23 protein-coding genes and 1 tRNA gene are annotated in these 23,412 nt (G+C 73.1%); 7 read left to right on the top strand and 17 right to left on the bottom strand.

Translation table 11 applies throughout. The annotated features are described in order from the left end of the window. The first annotated feature begins 90 nt into the window (after positions 1–90). Positions 91–384 (top strand): 4a-hydroxytetrahydrobiopterin dehydratase, encoded by a 294-nt coding sequence (locus Plo01_RS21690; RefSeq protein ID WP_203892489.1) that lies wholly within the window; start codon positions 91–93, stop codon positions 382–384. Between the two features lie 135 nt (positions 385–519). Next, a complete protein-coding gene (locus Plo01_RS21685; protein ID WP_203892488.1) occupies positions 520–1,098 on the top strand; it encodes a superoxide dismutase family protein in 579 nt (192 codons plus the stop codon). A 163-nt stretch (positions 1,099–1,261) separates the two neighbouring features. On the opposite strand, the gene ptsP is transcribed toward Plo01_RS21685, so the two are convergent. From ptsP to Plo01_RS21635, 10 genes are all read right to left on the bottom strand, one after another. Beyond that, positions 1,262–2,956, bottom strand: a complete 1,695-nt coding sequence (gene ptsP, locus Plo01_RS21680; protein WP_203892563.1) for a phosphoenolpyruvate--protein phosphotransferase — start codon at positions 2,954–2,956, stop codon at positions 1,262–1,264. 76 nt (positions 2,957–3,032) lie between these two features. Continuing rightward, the gene (locus Plo01_RS21675; protein ID WP_203892487.1) at positions 3,033–3,317 is read right to left on the bottom strand and encodes an HPr family phosphocarrier protein; all 285 of its coding nucleotides are present in this window, start codon (positions 3,315–3,317) and stop codon (positions 3,033–3,035) included. 52 nt (positions 3,318–3,369) lie between these two features. After that, positions 3,370–4,404: a zinc-dependent dehydrogenase gene (locus Plo01_RS21670; RefSeq protein ID WP_203892486.1), complete on the bottom strand. Its 1,035-nt coding sequence runs from the start codon at positions 4,402–4,404 to the stop codon at positions 3,370–3,372. After that, positions 4,401–4,853, bottom strand: a complete 453-nt coding sequence (locus Plo01_RS21665; RefSeq protein WP_203892485.1) for a PTS mannitol transporter subunit IIA — start codon at positions 4,851–4,853, stop codon at positions 4,401–4,403. The genes Plo01_RS21670 and Plo01_RS21665 overlap by 4 nt, the downstream gene beginning before the upstream one ends. Continuing rightward, entirely contained in the window at positions 4,846–5,154 is a 309-nt protein-coding gene (locus tag Plo01_RS21660; protein ID WP_203892484.1) for a PTS sugar transporter subunit IIBC family protein, read from the bottom strand. Before Plo01_RS21660 ends, Plo01_RS21665 begins: the two co-directional genes overlap by 8 nt. Before the next feature lie 3 nt (positions 5,155–5,157). Then, positions 5,158–6,396, bottom strand: coding sequence for a mannitol-specific PTS transporter subunit IIC (gene mtlA / locus Plo01_RS21655; RefSeq protein ID WP_239316799.1), 1,239 nt, complete (start codon positions 6,394–6,396; stop codon positions 5,158–5,160). A 67-nt stretch (positions 6,397–6,463) separates the two neighbouring features. Then, on the bottom strand, positions 6,464–7,405 hold the full coding sequence (gene pfkB, locus Plo01_RS21650; protein ID WP_203892483.1) for a 1-phosphofructokinase: 942 nt from the start codon (positions 7,403–7,405) through the stop codon (positions 6,464–6,466). Continuing rightward, the gene (locus Plo01_RS21645; protein WP_203892482.1) at positions 7,402–8,163 is read right to left on the bottom strand and encodes a DeoR/GlpR family DNA-binding transcription regulator; all 762 of its coding nucleotides are present in this window, start codon (positions 8,161–8,163) and stop codon (positions 7,402–7,404) included. The genes pfkB and Plo01_RS21645 overlap by 4 nt, the downstream gene beginning before the upstream one ends. Before the next feature lie 136 nt (positions 8,164–8,299). Next, positions 8,300–8,734, bottom strand: a complete 435-nt coding sequence (locus tag Plo01_RS21640; RefSeq protein ID WP_203892481.1) for a hypothetical protein — start codon at positions 8,732–8,734, stop codon at positions 8,300–8,302. 187 nt (positions 8,735–8,921) lie between these two features. Continuing rightward, positions 8,922–10,289: a serine hydrolase gene (locus Plo01_RS21635; RefSeq protein ID WP_203892480.1), complete on the bottom strand. Its 1,368-nt coding sequence runs from the start codon at positions 10,287–10,289 to the stop codon at positions 8,922–8,924. A 225-nt stretch (positions 10,290–10,514) separates the two neighbouring features. Here Plo01_RS21635 and Plo01_RS21630 point away from each other — a divergent pair, with 225 nt between their 5' ends. Continuing rightward, positions 10,515–12,278, top strand: a complete 1,764-nt coding sequence (locus tag Plo01_RS21630) for a sensor histidine kinase (protein WP_203892479.1) — start codon at positions 10,515–10,517, stop codon at positions 12,276–12,278. Between the two features lie 187 nt (positions 12,279–12,465). On the opposite strand, the gene Plo01_RS21625 is transcribed toward Plo01_RS21630, so the two are convergent. Then, the gene (locus tag Plo01_RS21625) at positions 12,466–13,314 is read right to left on the bottom strand and encodes a spermidine synthase (RefSeq protein ID WP_239316797.1); all 849 of its coding nucleotides are present in this window, start codon (positions 13,312–13,314) and stop codon (positions 12,466–12,468) included. A 56-nt stretch (positions 13,315–13,370) separates the two neighbouring features. Between Plo01_RS21625 and Plo01_RS21620 the strand changes: the two genes are divergently transcribed. The 3 genes from Plo01_RS21620 to Plo01_RS21610 all read left to right on the top strand — a co-directional run bounded on the left by Plo01_RS21620 (position 13,371) and on the right by Plo01_RS21610 (position 16,219). Next, positions 13,371–14,975 carry a penicillin-binding transpeptidase domain-containing protein gene (locus tag Plo01_RS21620; RefSeq protein WP_203892478.1) on the top strand — a complete coding sequence of 535 codons (1,605 nt, stop codon included), beginning with the start codon at positions 13,371–13,373 and terminating at the stop codon, positions 14,973–14,975. 151 nt (positions 14,976–15,126) lie between these two features. Further along, on the top strand, positions 15,127–15,801 hold the full coding sequence (gene trhA, locus Plo01_RS21615) for a PAQR family membrane homeostasis protein TrhA (protein ID WP_203892477.1): 675 nt from the start codon (positions 15,127–15,129) through the stop codon (positions 15,799–15,801). Between the two features lie 37 nt (positions 15,802–15,838). Then, positions 15,839–16,219, top strand: coding sequence for a PPOX class F420-dependent oxidoreductase (locus Plo01_RS21610; RefSeq protein ID WP_203892476.1), 381 nt, complete (start codon positions 15,839–15,841; stop codon positions 16,217–16,219). 10 nt (positions 16,220–16,229) lie between these two features. On the opposite strand, the gene Plo01_RS21605 is transcribed toward Plo01_RS21610, so the two are convergent. Next, positions 16,230–17,429 (bottom strand): M20 metallopeptidase family protein, encoded by a 1,200-nt coding sequence (locus Plo01_RS21605; RefSeq protein WP_203892475.1) that lies wholly within the window; start codon positions 17,427–17,429, stop codon positions 16,230–16,232. A 257-nt stretch (positions 17,430–17,686) separates the two neighbouring features. Here Plo01_RS21605 and lat point away from each other — a divergent pair, with 257 nt between their 5' ends. Beyond that, the gene (gene lat / locus Plo01_RS21600; protein ID WP_203892474.1) at positions 17,687–18,988 is read left to right on the top strand and encodes an L-lysine 6-transaminase; all 1,302 of its coding nucleotides are present in this window, start codon (positions 17,687–17,689) and stop codon (positions 18,986–18,988) included. An 8-nt stretch (positions 18,989–18,996) separates the two neighbouring features. Here lat and Plo01_RS21595 read toward each other — a convergent pair whose 3' ends face one another. From Plo01_RS21595 to Plo01_RS21575, 5 genes are all read right to left on the bottom strand, one after another. After that, entirely contained in the window at positions 18,997–19,245 is a 249-nt protein-coding gene (locus Plo01_RS21595) for a helix-turn-helix domain-containing protein (RefSeq protein WP_203892473.1), read from the bottom strand. 306 nt (positions 19,246–19,551) lie between these two features. Further along, a tRNA-His gene (locus Plo01_RS21590) sits at positions 19,552–19,624 on the bottom strand. A 232-nt stretch (positions 19,625–19,856) separates the two neighbouring features. Then, positions 19,857–20,459 carry an oligoribonuclease gene (orn, locus tag Plo01_RS21585; RefSeq protein WP_203892472.1) on the bottom strand — a complete coding sequence of 201 codons (603 nt, stop codon included), beginning with the start codon at positions 20,457–20,459 and terminating at the stop codon, positions 19,857–19,859. Between the two features lie 24 nt (positions 20,460–20,483). Continuing rightward, complete coding sequence (locus Plo01_RS21580; RefSeq protein WP_203892471.1) at positions 20,484–21,917, bottom strand: DUF2510 domain-containing protein; 1,434 nt, start codon at positions 21,915–21,917, stop codon at positions 20,484–20,486. Between the two features lie 75 nt (positions 21,918–21,992). Further along, complete coding sequence (locus tag Plo01_RS21575) at positions 21,993–23,408, bottom strand: protein kinase family protein (RefSeq protein WP_203892470.1); 1,416 nt, start codon at positions 23,406–23,408, stop codon at positions 21,993–21,995. Positions 23,409–23,412: the final 4 nt, after the last annotated feature.

Raw genomic sequence — 23,412 nt, 5'->3', positions numbered from 1 at the left:
GAACCAGTCCGGGCCGGCCCCCTCCCCGTTCTCCCCGGGGAGGGGGCCGGCCTTTTGGCGTTCCGGGCGCAGGCGTGATCTGCTGGGGGGATGGACCTGCTCGAAGACTCCGAAGTACGGCGGCGGCTGGGCGAGAGGCCCCAGTGGCGGCGCGAGGGCGACGAGATCCGCCGGACCGTGACCGCCCCCGACTTCCCGGCCGCGATCCGCATCGTCGACGAGATCGCGGTCGAGGCCGAGAAGCTCAACCACCATCCCGACATCGACATCCGCTGGCGCACCCTGCACCTGGCGCTGACCACCCACGACGCGGGCGGCCTGACGGAGCTGGACTTCACCCTCGCCGCCCGGATCGACGAGATCGCCGCCTCCCACGGCGGGTGACGGCGGCCCGCCGGGCGCCCTCCCCGGCCGGCCGGATCCGGGGCGTCCGGCCCGTCTCGTGAAACACCCAGCGTGATCGGGTGACTACTCGCTAGAGTGGGGCCTCGTCTCACCCGGCTGGTCGAGGAGAGTCCGATGCGCCTTCCCGCGGTTCTCGCCGCCGTCGCCCTGCTCGCGGCAGCCTGCGGAGGTCAGGGAACGACCCACCCGGCGGCGCACGATGCGAAGGCCGGCGGGCCCGCCGAGGCCGCCGTCGAGGTCAAGCTCGCCGGAGGGGGCCGGTTCGGCGCCCCGGCGTCCGGAACCTCCGTGATCGCCTACAGCCCGAAACTGGTGCCCCCCGGGGCGACGGCGCGGGTGACGGCCGAGTCGGGCGCGGTGATGGCCACCTCGACGGTCACCGTCGAGGGTTTCCTGCCCGACCGGGCGTACGGCGTGCACCTGCACGTGAACCCGTGCGGCGCCGACCCGGAGGCCGCCGGACCGCACTACCAGCACACCCACGCCCACGCCAGCGCCGACAACGAGGTCTGGCTCGACTTCACCACCGACCCGCAGGGCGCGGCCACGGTCACGGCCAGGCAGAACTGGGCGTTCGTCCCCGCCAGGGCGCCCCGCTCCCTGGTGTTCCACGCCAAGCGCACCAAGGCCGCCGGGTCCAAGGCCGGCACGGCCGGCCCCCGGGTCGCCTGCGTCACCCTCGGGCGGCAGTGACCGGGGCCGTCCCACGACGATCCCGGGACCACCCGGCCTCCGGGTGATCCCGGGTGACCCCGCCACCGGCTCGCGCCTTCCTCGGGGGAGGGCACGAGCCGGTGGCATGCCGGACGGGCGGCCCGGTCACGCCGAGCTCCGCCGGCCACACCGATCCGGCGAACTACCGCCGGGCGGCCCCGGCGGCGGTCATCCCGGCCACCGCCTCGCGCGCCGCCGCCGGGTCGTCGGCGTCCAGGGCGATGCGGGCGCCGGTCTCGCAGGCGGCCAGGGAGGTCCGGGCCAGCCTCTCGCGCACCGGTGCGAGGCTCGGCGCCGACATCGACAGGCTGGTGACGCCGAGACCGACCAGGACCGTGGCCAGCAGCGGATCGGCCGCGGCCTCCCCGCACACGCCGACGGGCTTGCCCGCCGCCCGGCCCGCCCGCCCGCACTCGGCCACCAGCCGCAGCAGCCCGGCCTGCCAGGGGTCGAGCAGGTCGGCGAGCTCGCCGTGCTGGCGGTCGGCGGCGAAGGCGTACTGGCTGAGGTCGTTGGTGCCGATGCTGAGGAAGTCGAGTTCGCGCAGCAGGCGGCCTGCCCTGAGCGCGGCGGCCGGAACCTCGATCATCGCCCCCACCCGGGTGACGCCCCGCGCGCGGGCCCGCGCGGCGAAGTCCGCCGCCTCGCCCGCGGTGGTCACCATCGGCGCCATCACCCACGGCTGGACGCCGCTCGCCCGGGCGGCCTCGGCGATGGCGTCGAGCTGGACGTCGAGCACGTCCTGCCGCACGCGGCCGACCCGCAGCCCCCGCACGCCCAGCGCGGGGTTGGGCTCCTCGGGCAGGTCCAGGAACGGCAGGGGCTTGTCCGTCCCGGCGTCGAGCGTGCGCACCACGACCTTCCCCCCGGGGGAGGCCCGCAGCACCGCCTCGTAGGCCGCGACCTGCTCCTCGAACCCGGGGGCGTCCGCGCGGCCGAGGAAGAGGAACTCGGTCCGGAACAGCCCGACCCCCTCGGCCTGCGCGCCGGCCCCCAGGTCGGCGGCGGATCCGATGTTGAGCAGCAGCTCGACCGCGCGGCCGTCCGCCGTCCGTCCCGGACCGGTGCTCGCAGCCAGGCGGCGGCGCTCGGCGGCGGCCCGCCGCAGGATCTCCTCCGCGGCCTCCTCCGCGAGGCCGGTCACGACCTCCCCGGCCGTCCCGTCGACCGACACCCAGGTCCCGTCACCGATCTCCGGTGCGCCCCGGCAGGCCACCACGGCGGGCAGGCCGCGGGAGCGGGCGAGGATGGCGGTGTGGCTGGTCGGCCCGCCCTTCTCGGTGACGAGGGCGAGCACGGTCGCGGGGTCGAGGTTCACCGTGTCGGCGGGGGCGAGGTCCCCGGCGACCAGGACGAACGGGTGGCCGGGGTCGGGGACGCCGGGCACCGGCAGTCCCAGCACCGCGGCGACGGCCCGGTTGCGGATGTCGTCGAGGTCGGCGGCGCGTTCGGCGAAGTGACCGCCGGCCTCCAGCAGCGCCCGCCGATGGTGGCCGCAGGCGGCGTCGACGGCGTGCCCGGCGTCCATGCCCGCCGCGACGTTCTCCTCGACCGTCTCACGCAGGCCGGGATCGGCGGCCATGAACGACTGCGCCTCCAGGATGGCGCCCGCCTCGGAGCCGGGCGCCCTGCCGGCCCGCGCGGACAGTTCCGCGGCGACCTCCTCCAGCGCGCGCAGCGCCAGGGCGGTCTCCCGGGCGGTGTCGGCGACCGGCCGCGGGGCCGGCAGACGCGGCGGGTCCGCCATCCGGCAGACCCGTCCGGCCGCCCGCCCCGGGCTGACGCCCAGGCCGTGCAGCGTCCCGGCCGCCGGAGCTCCCCCCGTCTCGGTGACCAGAGCTTCCCCCGTCCCGGCCGTGACGGTCTCCTCCGCCGCGGCCCGCCCGGTCCCGGCCGCCGGGGACGCGCCCGTCTCAGCCACCGGAGGCCTCCTCGGCGTCGAGGTCACGGGCCAGGAGCGCGGCCAGGGAGTCGAGCGCGGCCTCCGCGCCCGGCCCCTCCGCGGCGAGGGTGACCTCCGTGCCGTGGACGGCGCCCAGCGCCAGCACGGCGAGCATGCTGGTGGCCGGGGCGGGCTTGCCGTCGCCGACGCGGATCCGGACCGGGACGCCCTGCGCCTGCGCGGCCTGCACGAAGAGCTTGGCCGGGCGGGCGTGCAGGCCCGTGCGCGAGGCGATGGTGACTGTTCTCTCCGGCATCTTCGGGACTTCCTCTCGCAGAGGGATTCGGGGAGGGGAGGAGGGGAGGGGGTCAGGGTTCGACGGTGACCTTGATGGCCTCGCCGCGGCTGACGATCCCGATCCCGTCCAGGACCTCCGGCAGCGGCAGCCGGTGAGTGATCAGATCGGACACCGGGACCGCGCCGCCGGCGATCAGCTCCAGAGCCCGCGCGTTGTGCGCGGGGCTGGACCCGTTGGCGCCGACGACGGTCAGCTCCCGGTAGTGCACCAGGTTGGAGTCGCAGCGGATGATCGGGTCGTCCTTGGGCAGGCCGCCGAAGAAGCTGACGCGCCCCTGGCGGGCCGCCATCCGCAGGGCCTGTTCCTGGGCCGCGCCGGAGGCCGCGGCGGTGACGACCACGTCGGCGCCCCGGCCCTCGGTCAGCTTGAGCACCCGCTCCACGGCGGAGTCGCCGCCCTCGGCGTGCACGGCCGCGTCCGGCTCGACCAGCGCGGCGGCCATCTCCAGCCGCTCGGGGTTGACGTCCAGCAGGAAGACCCGGGCCGCGCCGCGCGAGCGCGCCAGCCGTACGTGCAGGCAGCCGATGGGGCCCGACCCCATGATCACGACGTCGTCGCCCCGGCCGACCCGGGCCAGCTCCTGGCCGTTGAGCACGCACGCCAGCGGTTCGGCCACCGACGCCTCGGCGAACCCGACGCCGTCGGGGATGCGGTTGACGCCGCCCACGTCCAGGACCTTGGCGGGGACGACCATGTACTCGGCGAACCCGCCGTCGTAGTGGTAGCCCATCGACTCCTGGTTCGGGCAGACGGTCATCCGGCCCCGGCGGCACTCCCCGCACGTCCCGCAGGGGATCGCGGCGATCACCTGCACCCGGTCGCCCGGGGCCCAGCCCCGCGCCCCGTCGACCACCTCGCCGGCGATCTCGTGCCCCATGACCCGCGGCGGCCTGATGTGGTGGTGGCCGTGCTTGAAGATCTTGGCGTCGGTGCCGCAGGTCGAGCAGTTCCGGACGCGGATCCTGATCTCCCCGGGCCCGGCGACGGGCTCGGGGGCGTCCTCGACGCGGATGTCGCCGGGGGCGTGGAAACGGGCGACCTTCACTGGTCCTCCTCTGTCGGGTGCAGCAGCCGGACCACCTCGGAGACCTCGTCCGCCTCGCGCAGGGCCCGGGCGCGGTCGGGGTCCATCAGGATCTGGGCGAGCTCGGACAGCAGCCGCACATGGCCGTCGCCGCGGGCGGCGATGCCGACGCAGACCGTCACCCGCTCGCCGTCCCAGTCGACGCCCCCGGGGAAGCGCAGCACGCAGATCGCGTCGTGACGCACCACGTTTTTGGCGGCGAGCGTGCCGTGCGGGATCGCCACCTCCTCGCCCACGTAGGTCGAGATCGAGCGCTCCCGCTCCAGCATGGCCTCGACGTAGGAGGGCTCGACCGCGCCGATCTCCACCAGCGCCCGGCCGCACTGCGCGATGGCGTCGTCGCGGCCGGCGGCCGAGGCGTCCAGCCGTACGGCGCGCGGGTCGAGGGGGAGCGGAGCCGTCTCACGCATCGACGGTTCCGCCCTTCTTGATCGTGTCGACCAGCCGGGTCACCGCCGGATCGCCGATGAAGACCTGGAACGGGATCAGGACGACGCCCGGGGCCGAGGCCCTGGCCCGGTCGGCCAGGCCCGCGTGGCACAGCACGACGTCGGCGTCGCCGGGGATGGAGTTGACCGGGGTGTGCACCACTTCGACGCCCTCCCCCTTGAGCTGCTTGCGGACCTGGGAGGCGAGCATGACGCTGCTGCCCATTCCCGCGTCGCAGGCGATGACGATCTTGCGGATGTCCTTGCTCTCGATGGCGGCCATGGGTCATGCCTCCTTGGTGACGGACGGGGCGGCGGACGGGGCGGCGGACGGGGCGGCGGACGGGGCGGCGGACGGGGCGGCGGACGGGGCGGCGGACGGGGCGGTGGGCGAGGTGGCGGACGCGGTGGCAGGGGAGGTCTCCTGCGGGACGGCGCCCTCCGCGTTCTCCACCGTGTCCTGCTCGGGCTCGTCCTTCTCGCCCCGGCCGAGGCCCAGCAGGAGCGCGGCGACCGCGAACGAGACGAGGGTGGCGGCGAGGATGCCGGCGATGGAGCCGAACCAGCCGCCCTTGGGGGTCACGGCGAAGTAGGCGAAGACGCTGCCGGGGGAGGGCGGGGCCACCAGGCCCGCGCCGGTGACGGGGAAGGTGAAGATCCCCGCGGCGCCGCCGGCGATGACGGCCAGGATCAGGCGCGGCTTCATCAGGACGTACGGGAAGTAGATCTCGTGGATGCCGCCGAAGAAGTGGATGATCATCGCGGCCGGGGTGCTGGGACGCAGCATCCGAGGGCCGAAGAACATGAACGCCAGCAGCAGGCCGAGGCCGGGGCCGGGGTTGGTCTCCAGCATGAACAGGATCGACTCGCCCTGCTCACTGGCCTCGGCCACGCCCAGCGGGCTGAGCACGCCGTGGTTGATGGCGTTGTTGAGGAACAGGACCTTGGCCGGCTCGATCAGCACCGAGGCCAGCGGCAGCAGGCTGTGGCCCACCAGCCAGCCGACCGCCTCGCCCGCCGCCTTGGTCACCGCCTCGATGACCGGGCCGACGCCCCACACGCCCAGCAGCGCGACGCCGCCGCCGACGATGCCGGCGGTGAAGTTGTCCACCAGCATCTCGAAGCCGGTCTTCGTCCGCTCCTGGACGAAACCGTCGACCAGCTTGAGGACGTAGGCGGCGAGCGGTCCGATGATCATCGCGCCGAGGAACATCGGCACCTCCGCGCCGACGACCACGCCCATGGTGGCGACCGCGCCCACCACGGCCCCGCGCTGGCCGTGGACCATCCGTCCGCCGGTGTAGCCGATCAGAACGGGCAGCAGGACCTTGACCATCGGCTCGACGAGGGCGGCGAGACTCTCGTTGGGCAGCCAGCCCGTCGGGATGAACAGGGCGGTGATCAACCCCCAGGCGATGAACGCGCCGATGTTCGGCATGATCATGCCGGCGAGGTGCCCGCCGAAGCGCTGGACGGCGGCTCTCACCCCTGTCCCCTGGACGGCGGGAGTGTAGTCGGTGGTCATCTGATGGTGCTCCTTCCGGGGTGACCGGCGCGATGGGAGCCGGTCGGGGGGTGGTGGCGCGCCGCTGTCAGCCCCCGGACCGCAGCGGCAGGGCCGGATCGGCCGTGGAGGTGCGAATGTGGTCGCGGCGGATGTCGGCCGGGCCGGGCATCCGGCTGCCGGGCAGCCCCACCGCCGCGGTGCCCCAGGCCAGCGCCTCGGCCAGCGCCGCCTCGCCGCGGGCCCCGGCGGCCAGGAAGCCGGCCAGCATGGCGTCGCCGGCGCCGACCGCGCTGCGCGGTTCGGCGACGGGGCCCTCGCCGTACCAGACCCCGTCATCCTGGATCAGGACCGCGCCGTCGGCGCCGAGACTGGCCAGCACCGTTCCCGCGCCCATGGCGCGCAGCCTGCCCGCCGCCTCGATCGCGTCGCCGAGCACGGTGATCGCCATGCCGGTGGCCTCGGCGAGTTCCTCGCGGTTCGGCTTGACCAGGGCGGGGCGCGCGGGCAACGCGGCCGTCAGCGCGGGCCCGCTGGTGTCGATCGCGACGAGGATCCCGGCGTGGGCGAAGCGGCGGCACAGCCGGGCGTAGAGGTCGGTGGGGACCTGCGGGGGCAGGCTGCCCGAGGCGACCACCCAGTCCGCCGAGCCGGCGGCGCCCAGCACCGCCTCGGCGACGGCGTCGAGCTCGGCCGCGGACAGCTCCGTGCCCGGCTCGTTGATCTTCGTGATCGTGCCGTCGGGCTCGGCGAGCGCGACGTTGGAGCGGGTCGGGCCGGTCACCGGGACGGTGACCATGTCGATGCCCTCGGCGGAGAGCAGCCCGATGAGACGCCCGCCCTCGTCGCCGCCGAAGGGGATGACCGCACGGGAGCGGACCCCGTTGGCCAGCAGCGCGCGGGAGACGTTGACCCCCTTGCCGCCGGGGTCGAGATGGGCCGCGGCGGCGCGGATGACCGCGCCGCGGGTCAGGGAGCCGACCTCGATCGTGCGGTCGAGGCTGGGGTTGAGGGTGAGCGTCACGATCATGCCCGCACCACCTCGGGCCCGGCGGCCGCGATCTCGGCCGCCGTCACCGCGTCCAGGCCGGTGTCGCTGATCACCACGTCGATCTCGGACAGGGTGGCGAACCGGGCCAGGTAGGTGTTGGCGAACTTGGTGTGGTCGGCCAGCAGCACGCTGCGCTGCGCCGCGCCGATCATGGCCCGCTTCATCGCCGCCTCGGCCGGGTCGGGCGTCGTCAGCCCCTTCGTCATCGAGCACCCGTTGGTCGCCATGAACGCCACGTCCACGTGGAGGCCGGCCAGCGGGCGCAGCGCCCAGTCGTCGACGGTGGCCAGCGTGCGCCCGCGGACCCGGCCGCCCAGCATGATGACGCTCAGGTTGGGCCGGGCGGCCAGCACGGTGGCCAGGGGCGGGGAGTTGACGATGACCGTGAGCTCCCGGTCGGCGGGGAGGGCCTGCACCAGCCTGGCCGTCGTCGAGCCGGCGTCGATGATGACCGACCCGTCCTCCGGCAGCTCGCCGAGGGCCGCCTTGGCGATGCGCTCCTTCTCCTGGATCATCACCTCGTCCCTGGCGGCCAGGGCCGGCTCGAAGCCCAGCCGCTCCACCGGGATGGCGCCGCCGTGCACGCGGCGCAGCACGCCTGCGCGCTCGAGCACGGTCAGGTCGCGGCGGACGGTCTCCGTGGTGACGGCGAACTCCTCCGCCAGCGTCACCACGTCGACGCGTCCGGCCTCCCGTGCACGTCGCAGGATCTCCTGCTGCCGCTCCTCGGCGTACATGGTGTTGATTCACCGCCGTTTCCGCGTTGTTTTATCTTTGTTTACACCCGAGTGTGTGGGAAAACAAGATGTGCGGGGGCGCCCGTTCGGAAGGAGGGGGCGGGAGGGCCCGGCGGGAGCCGGTGGCGCGTCGGGGTCAGCCCGCGCTGTCCGCCAGGCGGCCCTGTTCCCGGTCCCGGCGCCAGTGCGGCCAGGAGTCCCGTAGATAGACGGCGAAGGGGAGCCACCAGACGAGGTCGTTGGTGATCACGAGGATTCCCGTGGAGGCGGGCCACCGGCCGGTGGTCACGAGCCACAGCCAGCCGAGGGGGCCGAGGATCTTGCCGGCCAGCCCCACGGCCGCGACGAGGAACCCGTGCGCGGGCCGCAGGGCCACGTCCAGGTACAGCACGCCGTACAGCCCCAGCACCATGCCGAGGGTCATGAAGATCTGCGGATGGTTCTGCGGCGTCATGCCGGCGAACCGGAACAGCCACTGCGGATCGACCGCCGCGTATGAGCCCCAGGCGATGTTGTAGACGCCCGCGGCGACGAACACACTCCGGTGCAGGCGCCGGCGTCGAATCCCCACAAAGGCAGCCTAGCCGCATGTCATTTTCATCGATCATGGGCAATCGGCGTGGAAGAGCTGCCGGCGGGGACGGCTGGACACGCCGGGGATCGTCCCCGCGCACTCCCGGCTCCCGGCGGCGCAGCCGTACACCGCGCTCACCGAGCGCGGTGTACGGCTGTGGACCTGATCGGGCGGGCCCGGTCGGCTACTTCTTCGCGACCAGGGCGAACGCGCCCCTGTCGAGGGAGATCAGCTCGGGGGCGGCCTTCGACTCGTCGAGGGGCGTCTTCGGGTCGTTCGTCAGCGAGGTGACCAGGTAGGTCCGGCCCTTCGCCGAGCGGGCGAGGTAGGCCAGGTCCAGGACCCCCAGCTCGGAGCCGCCCTTGGCCCAGACGAGCGGCCACTTCTTCCGGTCGAGCCCGATGTTGAGGTCGTTGGCGGACATGGCCTCGTGCAGCGGCTTGCTCTTCAGCGACAGGATCCCGGCGAAGGCCCGGCAGACGTCGCGCGGCGAGCCGAACCACTCGATCGTGTGGATCTCCCGGGGCTCCTTCCACGGCTGGAGGCCCTCGAAGGACTGCTTGGCGATCGTGTTCTTCAGGTAGGCGCGCTTGCCGGCGACGTCGAGCGAGAGGTACTTCTTCGCCTGCTCCGGATAGTTCTTCGCCTTGAGCAGGGCCCACTCACGGGTGGTGAGGAAGGGGATGTTCCGCTCGGCGTGCCCCGACCACTGACGGACCTTGGTCTCGACGGCCTTGCGGCCGACCGTGTGGATGAGGATGTCCGTGGCGGTGTTGTCGCTGATCGAGATCATCAGCTTGGCGGCCTCTCGGACCGTGACGGTGCTGTTGTCCGGACGCTCGTACAGGCCGCCCTCGCTCGGGCTCTTCCACTCGGGCTTGATGGTGAGCTCGCTGTCCCAGCTCAGCTTCCCGTCGCGGATCTTCTCGGCCACCGCGCCCAGCACGTAGACCTTGAAGATCGAACCGAGGGGCATGACCTTGTCGGCGGAGAGGCCGTGGACGACCTCGCACCGTCCCCGGGAGTCGATCTCGGCGGCGGCGAAGGCGACCTCGGGGGCGACCTTGCGCAGGCGGGCGTCGAGCTCCGCCCAGTTCCGCGGGGCGGCGGGGAGGGGCTGCTCGGGAGGGACCACTCCGAGCAGGTTGATCTTCCCCTGCCCGTCCACGGCGATCTGGATCGTGAACTCCTGGCCGCCGATCGTTCCCGTGCCGGTCAGGGCGGTGCGCCCGACCTTCGTCAGCTTCTCCAGCTTCAGCCCCTTGACCTGCGACAGGAAGGTGTTGAAGCCCTCGACGGTCATCTGCTTGAGGTAGGCGGCGTTGAAGTGCTCGGCCACCTCGCTCTCCGCGAGCGGCGCCCGGTCCGGCGCGCCGAGGAACCAGCGCAGCTGCCTGCCCGCCGGGCTGTCGGGGATCTCGGGGGCGGCGACGATCGCCGGAGCGGCGGCCGCGGCCGCCGCGTTCCCCGCGGTCGCGAGGGTCGCCAGGGGGACGGTCGCGAGAGCGACGGCGAGGGCCAGCAGGCGGGTCGGTCGGGACGTCGGTCGCATATGAGGCTCCCTGCGGTTGCGGTCGATGGGGGTCCGAGGTTCTACAAGGTTCTGCGAGGGTCTGCGGGGCGGGGGTTCCGGATCCTCCCGCCTTCTCCGAATCTAGGAACCGCCGGCACGGCGGGGTACCCGGCGAACCCCCGTCTTGCGGGGTGCGGCAAACTGCACCGAATGTGCGGACAACCTCATGGACGGCGGATCCCGTGGAGGGGCACCCTGCCTGCTATGGCATCCTCGGCTCTGGCCCGTCCGCTCGCCGCGTCGATGGCGGGAGCGGCCGCGGCCGGAATGGTCGCCGGCGCGATCATGGAGACCGGCTTCCCCGTCCCCGCCAGCCAGTGGCTGTTCGCCGCGGGCTGCCTCTTCCTGCCGTCCATCGGCTGGCTGATCGCGACGCGCCGCCCCGACAACGCCTACGGCTGGCTGCTGCTGGCCACCGCCGACTGCCTGGGACTCGGGGCCCTCGGCTTCGGGCTCCTGCTCCATCTCGGCGACCGTGGTCCGGCGGCCGTCGCCGGGGTCGTCCTGCTCTCCCTCTTCCCGGTCTTCTACGGCCTGAGCTGGATCTTCATCCCGTTGCTCTTCCCCGACGGGCGCCTGCCCTCGCGGCGCTGGCGGGCGGGAGCATGGCTCGGCGGGGTGGCGATCGCCGTCTACTGGCTGGGCATCCTGCTGAGCCCGGACGCGGCCTACGAGCCCTTTCCGTTCGGCAACCCGCTCGGCCTCAGCGGGCCGGCGGCGCTGGCCGCGATCATCATGGGCAGCCTGGGGCAGGTGGTGGCCTACCTGATGGGCGTGGCGGTACTGGTCTCCCTCGTCCTGCGCCTGCGGCGGGCCACCGCCGCCGAGCGCCGCCTGCTGGGCCTGATGATCGTCGGCCAGACGGTCACGCTGGGCAGTTTCGTCCTGATGGTGGTCTCCGGCGAGACGCAGCACGCCCTGGGCCGGATGATCGGAGTCATGGCGGTCATGACCGCCCTGCCCGCGGTGATCGCCGCGTCGGTGTTCCGGCACAACCTCCTCGACATCCGGGTGGGAATCAGGGGGTCACGGTTCTTCCTGGTCTTCGACCTGCGGCCGACGGTGGACGAGCTGCTGACCGAGATCGGGCCGGAGCTGGAGGAGGCGGAGCCGGTCGAGCAGCTCGGGCGGCTGGCGGGCGCCGTACGCGCCGGGTTGGAGACCCGGTGGGCCGCCGTCGTGCTCCCCGACGGCACCCGGTTGACGGCGGGGGAGGAGAACGGCGAGGCGGTGCTCACGGTCCCCGCGGGGCTGGGGCACATCGCCTGCGGGCCCAAGCTCGCCGGGCGCTTCACCGCCGAGGACCGGCGGCAGCTCGGCGCGCTGGCCGTCCCCGTCGGGCTGGCCATCCAGAGCGTCGCGCTGGCCGCCCGGCTGGTCGACGCCGAGGAGGCCGGGCGGCGGCGGATCGAGCGCGACATCCACGACGGCGTGCAGCAGCAGCTCGTCGCGCTCATCGCGGGTCTGGAACTGGCCAGGGCGACCGGCGCCCGGCCGGAGACGCTCACCCTCCTGCGCGACCAGGCCCGGCAGACGCTGACCGACCTGAGAGAGCTCGCGGCGGGCATCCACCCGTCCGTGCTCAGCCAGGGCGGGCTGGTCGAGGCGGTCGAGGAGCGCTGCTCGCGGCTGCCGGTGACGACCACGGTGACCGCCGACGCCGGACTGCGCGCGCGACGCTTCCCCGACCAGGTCGAGGGCGCGCTCTACTTCACCGCGAGCGAGGCGCTCGCCAACGCGCTCAAGCACGCCTCGGCCTCCCGGATCGAGGTACGGCTGACGCACGACGGCGGCCGGCTCCAGGCCGTGGTGTCGGACGACGGCAAGGGCTTCGACCTGGCCGCCACCGGCCGCCGGGGGCTCGGGCCGCTGGCCGACCGGCTGAGCGCGCTCGGCGGCGCTCTGGAGCTGTCGAGCACGCCGGGCGCGGGCACCCGGGTGCGGGCCTGGGTCCCGGCCCCCGCCTGAGTGAGCCCCCGCCTGAGTAAGCCTCCCCGCCTCCCGCCTCGGAGGCCTCAACCAGGTCCCGCCCGAGGCCGGGGCCGGGCGCCCGCCCCGCGGCACCGAGGCGTCTCGCACGCGCGGCGGGCGGTGGTCCGCGTCGCGCGGTCGGCCGAGGGCGGGGAGCGGCGGTCGGTGGTCCGTGTGCCGCCGGTCAGCCGAACACGGCGGGCGGCGGGACCGGGATGACGACCGGGTCGCCGTCGTTCAGCGGCGGAGCCCCGGCGATGAACCTGCCCAGGTCGTCGCCGTGCACGCAACGGGCCTGGGTGAGGCCGCCCGCCGCCTTGCGGGCCATGCCGTCGAGGGGGAGCCCGGTGCGGCAGGCGGCGACGATGAGGTTGCCGAACCTGCGGCCGCGCAGCACCCCGGGCTCGGCCAGCAGCGCCACGTGGGGGAAGGTGGCCCTGATCGTGGCGAGCACCCGTCGCGCGAAGGCCAGCCCCTTGCCGTCGGCGATGTTGACCAGCAGGGTCCCGGCCGGGCGCAGGACCCGGGCCACGTCCCCCATGTACTCCCGGGTGGCCAGGTCGATGGGCATCGTCGCGCCGCTGAAGGCGTCCAGTACGAGCAGGTCGGCCGAGGCGTCGTGGAGCCCGGTGGTGGCGGTGCGGCCGTCGAGGATCCTGACCTTGAGCCGGGGCACGGACTTCAGCCGGAGCTGGTCGCGGACGAGCTGGACCAGCGCGCCGTCGGGCTCGGCGACGATCTGCCGGGAGCCGGGGCGGGTCGCCGCGACGTAGCGGGGCAGGGTGCAGGCGCAGCCGCCGATGTGCGCGACGTCCAGGGGCCCCTCGTCCAGCAGGTCGATCACGTCGGCCATCAGCTGGACGTACTCGAAGTCGAGATAGGTGGGGTCGTCCAGATCGACGTAGGACTGCGGCACGCCGTCCTTGGAGATCACCCAGCCGGAGGACCGGTCCAGGTCCCGCAGCAGATCGACCTCGCCGAAGGTCACCGGATAACGGCCCGGCATCGGCTCCTGTGGTTCCCGCCTGGCCATCCCTTTGATCCTCTTTTCTCTGATATATCCGAGGGGACATCGTTGGGAGAAACCGTATGCGCACCCGACCGGTCCTCGCGCTCCTCATCGTGGTTCTCGCCATCGTCGGTGGCAGCGTCTACGCCCTGACCAGGCCGGCCGAGTCCAGGGACGGGAGCCCGGCCGCTCCGGCCGTCCAGGGAGAGGCGGACGATCCCGCCGTCCCCGCGGGCCCGGACGCCGGCGCGGAGGATGTGGCCCGGGCCTACCTGACGGCCTGGGAAGGCGCCGACCTGGCCGCCATGGACCGTCTCGTGGTCGACGCGCCCGACGACTTCATCGAGCGGCACCACGCCTTCAGCCAGGAGCTGGGCATCGAGTCGCTGGCGCTCACGCCGGGAACGATCACCTTCCAGGGTGAGCAGGCGGCCGAGATGCCCTTCCAGGGCGTCCGGCAGGTCGAGGAGCTGGGGGCGTGGCCGTTCTTCTCGGCGCTGAAGCTGGTGGTCAGGGACGGCAGATGGCGGGTGGCGTGGGCCCCGGAGACCCTGCACCCCGCGCTCAAGGACGGCGGACGGCTCCGGCTCAGGGACCTCCCCGCCGAACCCGCCGGGCTGGTCACCCGCTCCAAGGAGCGGTTCCCGCACGACAGCGGCGCCGAGAACTATCTGAAGCTGCTCGCGGGGGGACTGTCCGGGAACGCCGCCGAGGGCGCCGACGGGCTCGCCCTGGAGGCCGTCACGCCCGCCGGCGAGGTCCAGCGGCTCCTGGAGAAGCCGTCGAAGCCGGGCAGGAAGGTCGTCACCACCTTCTCCCGCACGGTCCAGGCGGCGGCGGCCAGGGCGCTGGACGGGGTGGAGCGCCCCGCCGCGATCGTCGCCGTCGATTCCGGCACCGGCGAGGTCCTCGCGGTCGCCGACCGGCTGGGCGGCCGGAACGCCTTCCTCGGCCTGTACCCGCCCGGCTCGACGTTCAAGGTGGTCACCGCCGCGGCCCTGCTGTCGGCGGGGCTCGCCCCCGACTCCCCGCTGTCCTGCCCGTCCGCCTACACGCCCCCGGGCGGGCACCCGTTCCGCAACGCCTCGACCGTCACCGCGGCGGAAGGCGTCACGCTGACCCGCGCCTTCGCGGTCTCGTGCAACACGACCTTCGTCGAGCAGGCGGTCGCCAAACTGCAGGACGGCGGCCTGATGAGGACCGCCGAGTCGTTCGGCTTCAACAAGGAGCTCGCGGTCCCGGCGACCACCTGCAAGATCGGCCGGCACGCGGACAACAACGAGCTGGCCTCCGACGCCATCGGCCACAACTCGGTGCTGGCCAGCCCGCTCTGCATGGCCCTGGTCGCCGCCGCCGCGGAGAGCGGCGTCTGGCGCCAGCCCAGCATGATGGAGCGCCAGAAGCAGGAGGGTGACGAGGTCGCGCTCCCGCCGGGCGTGGCCGAGGGGCTGCGGGCGATGATGCGGGCCGTGGTCACCGAGGGAACGGCCTCCGGCGTGACCCTCCCCGAGGGCACGGCGGGCAAGACGGGCACCGCCGAGATCGAGACCGGGACGGGGACCGCGGAGCACGCCTGGTTCATCGGGTACCGCGACGGCACGGCCTTCGCCGTCCTGGTGGAGCAGGGGGGCGGCGGCGCCGCGACCGCCCTGCCCGTCGCGGCCCGCTTCCTGAACTCCCTCTGAACTCCCGCCGATCGCCTCCCCGGTGACCGGCCGCCCGGCTCGCCCCCGGCCGCCACGGCGTCGGGGACCCCGGGCGGAGACGCCTCTCCGGACGGGGCAATGTAGGAAAAGTCACAACCTACGCAGACGTAACTTACGCTACCGTAGGTTCATGACCATCACAGCTGCGGAGAGGGTGTCGCTCCCGATGTCCATCAAGCCGCGCCTGCGCGGCTGGCTGCACGCCGGAGCGCTGCCCGTCGCGCTCATCGCCGGATTCGTCCTCGTCGCGCTGGGCCCGACGCTCCAGGCGCGGCTCGCCGCCGCGATCTACGCGATCACCTCGGGCCTGCTCTTCGGCATCTCGGCCACCTATCACCGCGGCACGCTCTCCCCGCGTCTGGAGGGTGTGCTGCGCCGCCTCGACCACGCCAACATCTATCTGATCATCGCGGGCACCTACACCCCGTTCGCGCTGCTCGCGCTGGACGGCGCGGCCCGCGTGGTGGTCCTGTCCGTGATCTGGACCGGCGCGATCGCCGGGGTGCTGTTCCGGGTGTTCTGGCTCGGCGCGCCCCGCTGGCTGTCCACCGCCCTCTACATCGCCCTCGGCTGGACGGCCGTGTTCGTGCTGCCCCAGCTCATGGAGGGCGCGGGCGTGGCGGCGGTGGTCCTGGTCATCGTGGGCGGCCTGCTCTACACGGCCGGCGGCGTGGTGTACGGCCTGCGCCGCCCGGACCCCTCACCCCGGTGGTTCGGCTTCCACGAGGTCTTCCACGCCTTCACCCTCGCCGCCTACCTGGTGCAGTACGTCGCGGTGTCCCTGGTGGTCTACGCGGCCTCGTAGGACGCCGCCCGCGGCCCGGGGCGTAGGGTTGCCGCTCATGACGAGCATCCCGGAACTGGCCGCCGAGCCGTACGTCTCCGTGACGACCTTCCGCAAGAACGGCGCGGCGGTCCCGACCGCCGTCTGGGCCGCCCCGGACGGCGAGGCCCTGGTGATCTGGACCCCCGTCTCCGCCGGCAAGGTCAAGCGGATCCGCAACAACCCGCAGGTCACACTGAGGGCGTGCGACCTGCGGGGCAACGAGCGCGGCGAGGCGGTCGCCGGCCGGGCGGAGATCCTCTCGGCCGAGGAGGCCGAGCGGGCGCGCGGTCTCCTGAGGAGGAAGTACGGCCTGCAGGGCCGGCTGGTCATCCTCGGCAGCAAGCTCCGCAGGGGGAGCCGGGGGACCGTCGCCATCCGGATCACCCCCGCGGCCTGAGCCGTCCGGGCTACCCCGCGGCCAGGCCCAGGCGGCGGGCGGCGAGCTCGGCGTACAGGGCGGCCCCGTCCGGGAGGACGGCGTCGTCGAAGCGCGCCTCCGGGGCGTGGTTGTAGGCGGCCTGGGCCGGGTCGAGGTCCGAGGGGCAGGCGCCGAGCGCCACGAACGCCGAGGGGATCTCGTTGCACACGAGGGAGAAGTCCTCCGCGCCGGTGAACGGCTGCGGCGCCGTGACGAACCGCCCCTCGCCGTAGACCTCGCGGACGGTCGCCCCGACGAAGTCGGCCTCGGCCCCGTTGTTGACGGTGACCGGGTAGCTCATCGGGAAGGAGGTCTCCACGTCGAGGCCGTGGGCCGCCGCGATGCCCTCGACCACGGTGACCGCGCGCTCCCGGACACGCTCGTGGGAGGCGGTGGAGAACGACCGCATCGTGACCTCGAACCTGGCCTCCTCCGGAATCACGTTGTCGGTCGTCCCGGCGTGGAAGCTGCCGACGGTGACGACCACCGGGTCGAACACGTCGAAGCCGCGCGTCACCATGGTCTGCAGCGCGAGGACCATCTCGCACGCGGCCGGGATCGGGTCCTTGGCGCGGTGCGGGGCCGAGCCGTGTCCACCCGCGCCGCGCACGGTGACGATGAAGGTGTCGGCGGCGGCCATGATCGGCCCGCTTCTGGTGATGAACACGCCCTGCGGGAGCACCGAGCTGATGACGTGCAGGGCGTAGGCCGCGACCGGGCGCTCGCCCGCCGCGTCCAGCACGCCCTCCTCGATCATGAACTTCGCGCCGAGGTGTCCCTCCTCGCCGGGCTGGAACATGAAGACGACGTTCCCGGCGAGCCGGTCGCGCCGGGCCGCCAGCAGGTGGGCCGCCCCGGCGAGCATGGTGGTGTGCAGGTCGTGACCGCAGGCGTGCATCCGGCCGTCCAGCTGGGAGGTGACCTCCGCGCCGCCGCGCTCGGAGACGGGCAGGGCGTCCATGTCGCCGCGGAGCAGCACGGTCGGGCCGGGCAGCGCGCCCCGGAGCACCGCGGTGACCGAGCTCAGCCGCTCGCCGAGCCGTACCTCCAGGGGGAGCCCCGACAGGGCGGTCAGCACCTTCTCCTGGGTGCGGGGCAGGTCGAGGCCGAGCTCGGGCTCGCGGTGCAGGGCATGGCGGAGCCGGACCAGCTCGTCGCGCATGTCGGCGGCGGATTCACGGAGAGACATGGGGGTATTCCTCCAGCCTTGCTGGCTTGTAGGCGCTGATGTGTGTTTTGCAGGAGTTATGTGGCTTGTGGCGCTGAGTGCACGATAACCGGGCGCGGCCCCGTTGTGACCCGCTCGTGGTGATCTTCCGGAGGGCCGGGGTGCCTCCCGCCGTCACTGTCGAAAAATCTTCTTGAGAAGAGCTATACACGCGTAATGTCTACGGGTAGATGTGCTTCTGACGGAGAATCGTTTGTCCGACTCACCGCGGAGGGGACATGGACGTGCACGGCCGCCTCGCTCGCCACCTGCTCGTCGACGGCTACCGGCTGGTTCTCGACCTCGAACGGAGCCGGGGCTCCCGGCTCGTCGACGCCCGTACCGGCCGCAGCTACCTGGACTTCTACACCTTCTTCGCCTCCGCGCCGCTCGGCGTGAACCCGTTCGACGACGATCCGGACTTCCTCGCCCTGCTCGGCGAGGTCGCCGCGAACAAGCCCGCCAACTCGGACCTCTACACCACCCACCTCGCCGACTTCGTCGAGACCTTCACGCGCGTGCTCGGCGATCCGGAACTGCCGCACCTGTTCTTCGTCGAAGGCGGCGCGCTGGCTGTGGAGAACGCGCTCAAATGCGCCTTCGACTGGAAGAGCCGCCGCAACGCCGCGGCCGGCCGCTCCCCGGAGCTCGGCATGAAGGTGCTCCACCTCACCCGCGCCTTCCACGGCCGCAGCGGCTACACCCTCTCGCTGACCAACACCGACCCGGTCAAGACCGACCGGTTCCCGAAGTTCGACTGGCCCCGCGTCGAGGTGCCGGCCATCCACTTCGGGGACGTCGAGGCCGCCGAGGAGCGGGCCCTCGCCCAGGCGCGGGCGGCCTTCGAACGGCACCCGCACGACATCGCCTGCTTCATCGCCGAGCCCATCCAGGGGGAGGGCGGCGACAACCACATGCGTCCGGAGTTCCTCCAGGCCATGGAGCGCCTCTGCCACGAGCACGACGCGCTGTTCGTCATGGACGAGGTGCAGACGGGGGGCGGCACGACCGGCTCCCCCTGGGCCTACCAGCAGCTCGGACTCCGCCCCGACGTGGTCGCCTTCGCCAAGAAGGTGCAGGTGGGCGGCGTCATGGCCGGCCGCAGGGTGGACCTGGTGCCGGAGAACGTGTTCCGGGTGAGCGGCAGGATCAACTCCACCTGGGGCGGCGGACTGGTGGACATGGTCCGCTCCCGCCGGATCTTGGAGATCGTCGAGCGTGACGGGCTGATCCAGCGCGCGGGCGAGCTGGGCGGGGAGCTCCTCGCCGCCCTGCTGAAAATCCAGGCGACCTTCCCCGAGCTGGTGGAGAACGTCCGGGGCCGCGGTCTGATGTGCGCGTTCGACCTCCCGGACCGGGGGGAGCGCGACAGGCTGGTGGCCGCGCTCAGGGAGGACGAGGGCGTGCTGGTCCTGCCCTGCGGCGAGCGGTCGGTACGGCTCCGCCCGGCGCTGTCGGTCACGGCGGCGGAGCTCCAGGAGGGCGCCGCCGCCATCGCCCGCGTCCTGACGGCCTTCCAGGATCTCGGGCTGTCGGCCTGACGGGCCGGTCAGCGGGGAGTGTCGCGTGGCGCCTGCTCCAGCCAGACGTCGATCGCGGTCATTCGCGAGTCCACGCCGAGCTTGGCGTAGATCCGGTTCACGTGGTTCTTGACGGTCTTCTCGCTCAGGAACAGGTGGCGGGCGATCTCCCCGTTGGAGTGACCGTTCGCGATCAGCTCCATGACCTCCGTCTCGCGCCTGCTCAAGCCCGTAACGACTCTGGGTTCGGCGTTGAACCCGGCATCGTCGACTCTCATCCGGCCTCCGTCGCAGCAACACGATCAGGTCGCCGAGGCCCCCGGACTTACGGCGTAGCGATAGGAGCGAGCATAACCCGCAACATCCTTCTTTGGTGGATAAGTCGAAAGTAGGAAGAAATGCGACGGCCGGTCGCGAAGGGCGGGGCCGGCCGCGGCGTCCCCGCCCCGCCCCCGCGGCGGACGGCCCGGAGCCGTCAGCCGCCGCGCGCGACGTGCGGGGCATCGCCCGGGAACGGACCCCGGAAACGCGGAAGGCCCGGTCATCACCGACCGGGCCTTCCGACCTGGGGATCTTCCCCCTAGGGTGAGCGAGGGGACTTGAACCCCCGGCATCCAGGACCACAACCTGGCGCTCTGCCAACTGAGCTACGCCCACCATGTCCGCCGCAGCGGCACATGAAAAGTGTAGCGGTGTTTGGGAGTTCTCACGCACCCCGTTTATGGCGATGCCGTGCATCGCGGCTCGGGGGCTGGTGACCGGCTCCCGCTCTCGTCACGTCCTCGCTCGTTCCTCGCTGCGGGCGTTCCTCGGTTGGTTCACCGGCGCCCCCTCGCGGGTTCATGGCGATGCCGTGCATCGCGGCTCGGGGGCTGGTGACCGGCTCCCGTCAGGGCTTCGCGGCGGAGACTCCCTCGGCGAGTTCGCGGGCCGTGGCGGAGTCGGGGCCCGGCGGGGCCACGAAGACGGCCGCCCGGTAGTAGCGCAGCTCGCGGATGCTCTCGACGATGTCGGCCAGAGCCCGGTGACCGCCCTGCTTCTCCGGGGAGGCGAAGTACACCCGGGGGTACCAGCGCCGGGCCAGTTCCTTCACCGAGGAGACATCGATCATCCGATAGTGCAGGAAGGCGTCCACGGTCGGCATGTCGCGTGCGATGAACGAGCGGTCGGTGGCGATGGAATTCCCGCACAGCGGGGCCTTCTTCGGCTCCGGCACGTGCTTCTTGATGTATTCCAGGACGAGGGCCTCGGCCTCGGCGAGCGTGACACCGGTGCTCAACGCGGCGAGCAGCCCGGAGGCGGTGTGCATCTCCCGCACCACCTCCGACATCTGCTCCAGCGCCTCCGGCGGGGGCTTGATGACGATGTCGACCCCCTCGTCCAACTGGTTGAGCTCGCCGTCGGTGACCACGCAGGCCACCTCGACGAGGGCGTCACGGCCGAGGTCGAGCCCGGTCATCTCACAGTCGATCCAGACCAGCAGGTCACTCATAGACTTCAGAGTAATGCCCTCCGCTTACGAGAGCTTGAGCGACGTGAGCACACGGTCGGTCAGCGAGGAATCGAGGTTGTCCGGGATGGAGATGTACACCAGCCCCGGACGCTTGTCCGCCCCCCGGTCCACGATCACGAAGGTGGCCCGTTCCTTCTTCCACTTCCAGCCGCTGGCCTTGGAGATCCCGGTGAAGTCCAGCTCGACCGAGAGCTGCCAGGCGTCCTTGCCGCTGACCTTGACGGCCTTGCTCTCGACGATCTTCTTCGTGTGCTTGGGCGAGTAGAAGGTCGGCTCGAGCGCGTTCAGCACCGCCTCCGCCGCGACCTTCGCGCTCGCGGGCCCGCTGTACCCGGCCTCCTCGGGAAGCTCGGCGGTGAAGACGTTGCCGAGCCAGTTGCTCCCCTGGCCGTCGTAGTTCTCATGGGACATCGCCAGGATCCCGCTGGTCCACACGATCCCGAGCGGGTTGTTGCCGTTGTCGGTGGGGACGATCCACTCGTCACCGGGGTAGTCGTAGGACAGGCCGGTCACGGGGTCCTCGACGCGCCCGTCCTTCGGCTGGGGGAGCGGGCCCGCGGACGGCGGGGCCGCGGTGGGCGAGGGCGTGGGAGTGGGAGTGGGGGTCGGCTCGGCGGTGGGCTGCTGGGCCGTGGCGGTCGGCGCGGAAGTGGAGCCGCTCGCGGTCGGGTTGCGATCCGTGTCGAGCAGGTACATGGCCCCGAACACGATCGCGACGACCAGAATGACCGCCCCGACACCGCCCAGGATCCAGGGAAGCGGGCTCTTGCCTCCGGGCTGGGGGCCGCCGGGGCCGGGGAAGGCTCCGCCCTGGTGAGGTCCCCCGGGACCCGGGAAGGGCCCGGCCTGCTGGGGGCCGCCGGGGAACGGGCCGCCCTGGTGAGGGCCGCCGGGGCCGGGGAAGGCTCCGGCCTGCTGGGGTCCACCGGCGAAGGCCCCGCCCTGGTGGTGGGCGTGAGGACCGGCGAAGGGTCCGCTGTGCTGAGGGCCGCCGGGTCCCGGGAAGGCTCCGGCCTGCTGGGGGCCGCCGGGACCAGGGAAGGGTCCGCTGTGCTGAGGTCCGCCGGGACCAGGGAAGGCGCCGCTCTGCTGAGGCCCGTCCTGCTGAGGCCCGCTCTGCTGGGGGCCGCCGGGACTGGCGAAACCGCCGTCCGGCGGGGCGTATCCCGGGGTCGGCAGCTGCGCCGTGTCGCCGGGAGCGCCGCCCCACTGGGGCTGCTCAGGCCGGGGCGGCGTGCCCGCCTGGGGCGGCGCGGAGGCCGCGTGGGGCCCCGTGCTCTGCGGCGGGAACGACCGGTCCGGCTGAGGTCCCGGTGCCTGTCCGGCCGCCGCTTCCGCCGGGTGGGTGGCGTCGGTCCACTGGTTCCCGTCCCACCAGCGCAGCTGCGGAGAGCCGTAGGGATCGGGATACCAGCCTGCGGGGGTCTGCGTGGTCATGGCCGTCAGAGTAGTAAGAACCGGAATGTGCCGCATTCCGTGGCGCCGAGGACGTTCATGAACATCAGCGGACGTTCATGAGCACCGGTAGGTGAAGCTCGCCTTGTCCTCGAGCTTCGTGCCCTCGGGCACCGGCGAGAGCAGCCGCAGGGTGGCCGTTCCCTTGAAGCTCCCCTCGCCCTTGACGGTCCAGTCGAGACTCACCTCGTGCGAGGTCTCCCCGGCCGCCACCGTGTCGGTCTGCTCGATCGGGGCCTTCTTGTCGCTGCGTCTCCACTGATAGTGGATCTCTCCGGCCTCCCCGTTGGTGGTGAGGACCCCGCGGATCTTGACCGTCGTGTCGCATCCCTGGGTCTTCTTGGGGGTGACCACCTCGACCTCCGACACGGCCAGGGGCGTCGCCGCCCCGCGCAGCAGCCAGACGATCACGCCCAGCGCCACCATCAGGGCGAGGATCACCGAGGAGAGCACCGTGCGGCGGCGCCGTACGGCCGAGGGCCGGGCCACCCGCGCCTGCTCCCCGGGCAGGAGGGTGGGCTGCTGCTCCCTGCCCGTGCGCCAGATCCGCTCCGCGGGCGTCTCCGTCGGCACTCCCGGCCCGAACCGCATGACGACGTCCTCGGTACGGTCGCCGCCCCTCTCCGGCGCGCTCGACGTCCCCGGCACGTGCAGCAGGGTGACGATGTCTCCCTCGTCCGCCCGCGCCGTGACGGCCGGAGCCGCGACCGGGTGCCCGGCCTGGGGCGAGGTCTCGCGGGCCGTCCACCAGTGGGTGGTCTCCACGAGCCGGTCACGGGCCGGGAATCCCGGCGGCAGGAGATCACGCCCGGCCAGCAGGGCGTCGCGGGCGGCGGCGAGGCCCCGGGTGGAGGCGGTCGCCGCCGCCCGTTCGAGCAGATCGGCGGCCTGGGGAGAGGACGCCGCCCAGGTCGCGGCCAGTCCCCGGGCGAGCGACGCCCAGGCGGCCACGTCCCGTTCCGGAGCGGGAGGCCGTCCGTGCAGGGCGTCGGCCAGCCCGCGCTCGGCGAGCAGGGCCGTCCCGCCCGGAGCGATCACCACGGTGCCGGGGTGCAGCGCCCCGTGGGCGAGCCCGGCGGCGTGCACGGCCAGCAGGGTCTGCGCGGTCTCCACCAGGACGGTGGCCGCACTGCCCGCGTCGGGCCGCGGCACGCCGGGCGTGTCGGCCAGCAGGTCGGTCACCGTCGGGCTGACCGGATCCGCGGTGATCAGCCACACCTCGTTCTGCGCGGCGATCAGGTCGGCGACGGGGATCAGCCCGGTCAGCCCGCCCTGGACCAGGCGGCGGTCGTCGACCACGGCCGCGACCACCCGGTCACGTGTCGCGGAGTGGGTGATGAGCCGAGGATCGAACCTGAGCACGCTCGCCGGCCGGCCCTCGGCCGACGCGGCCGAGGACCACGTGCCCAGCTCGCCGATCCAGGTCCGCCCGGTCAGCCGGAATCCGGCGATGTCCCCCCGATTGACGTTCATGGTC

The organism is Planobispora longispora (genome assembly GCF_016863135.1).
GTDB lineage: Bacteria > Actinomycetota > Actinomycetes > Streptosporangiales > Streptosporangiaceae > Planobispora > Planobispora longispora.
The sequence above is the reverse complement of the archived record's forward strand: the minus strand, read 5'-3'. Positions and strand labels throughout refer to the sequence as shown.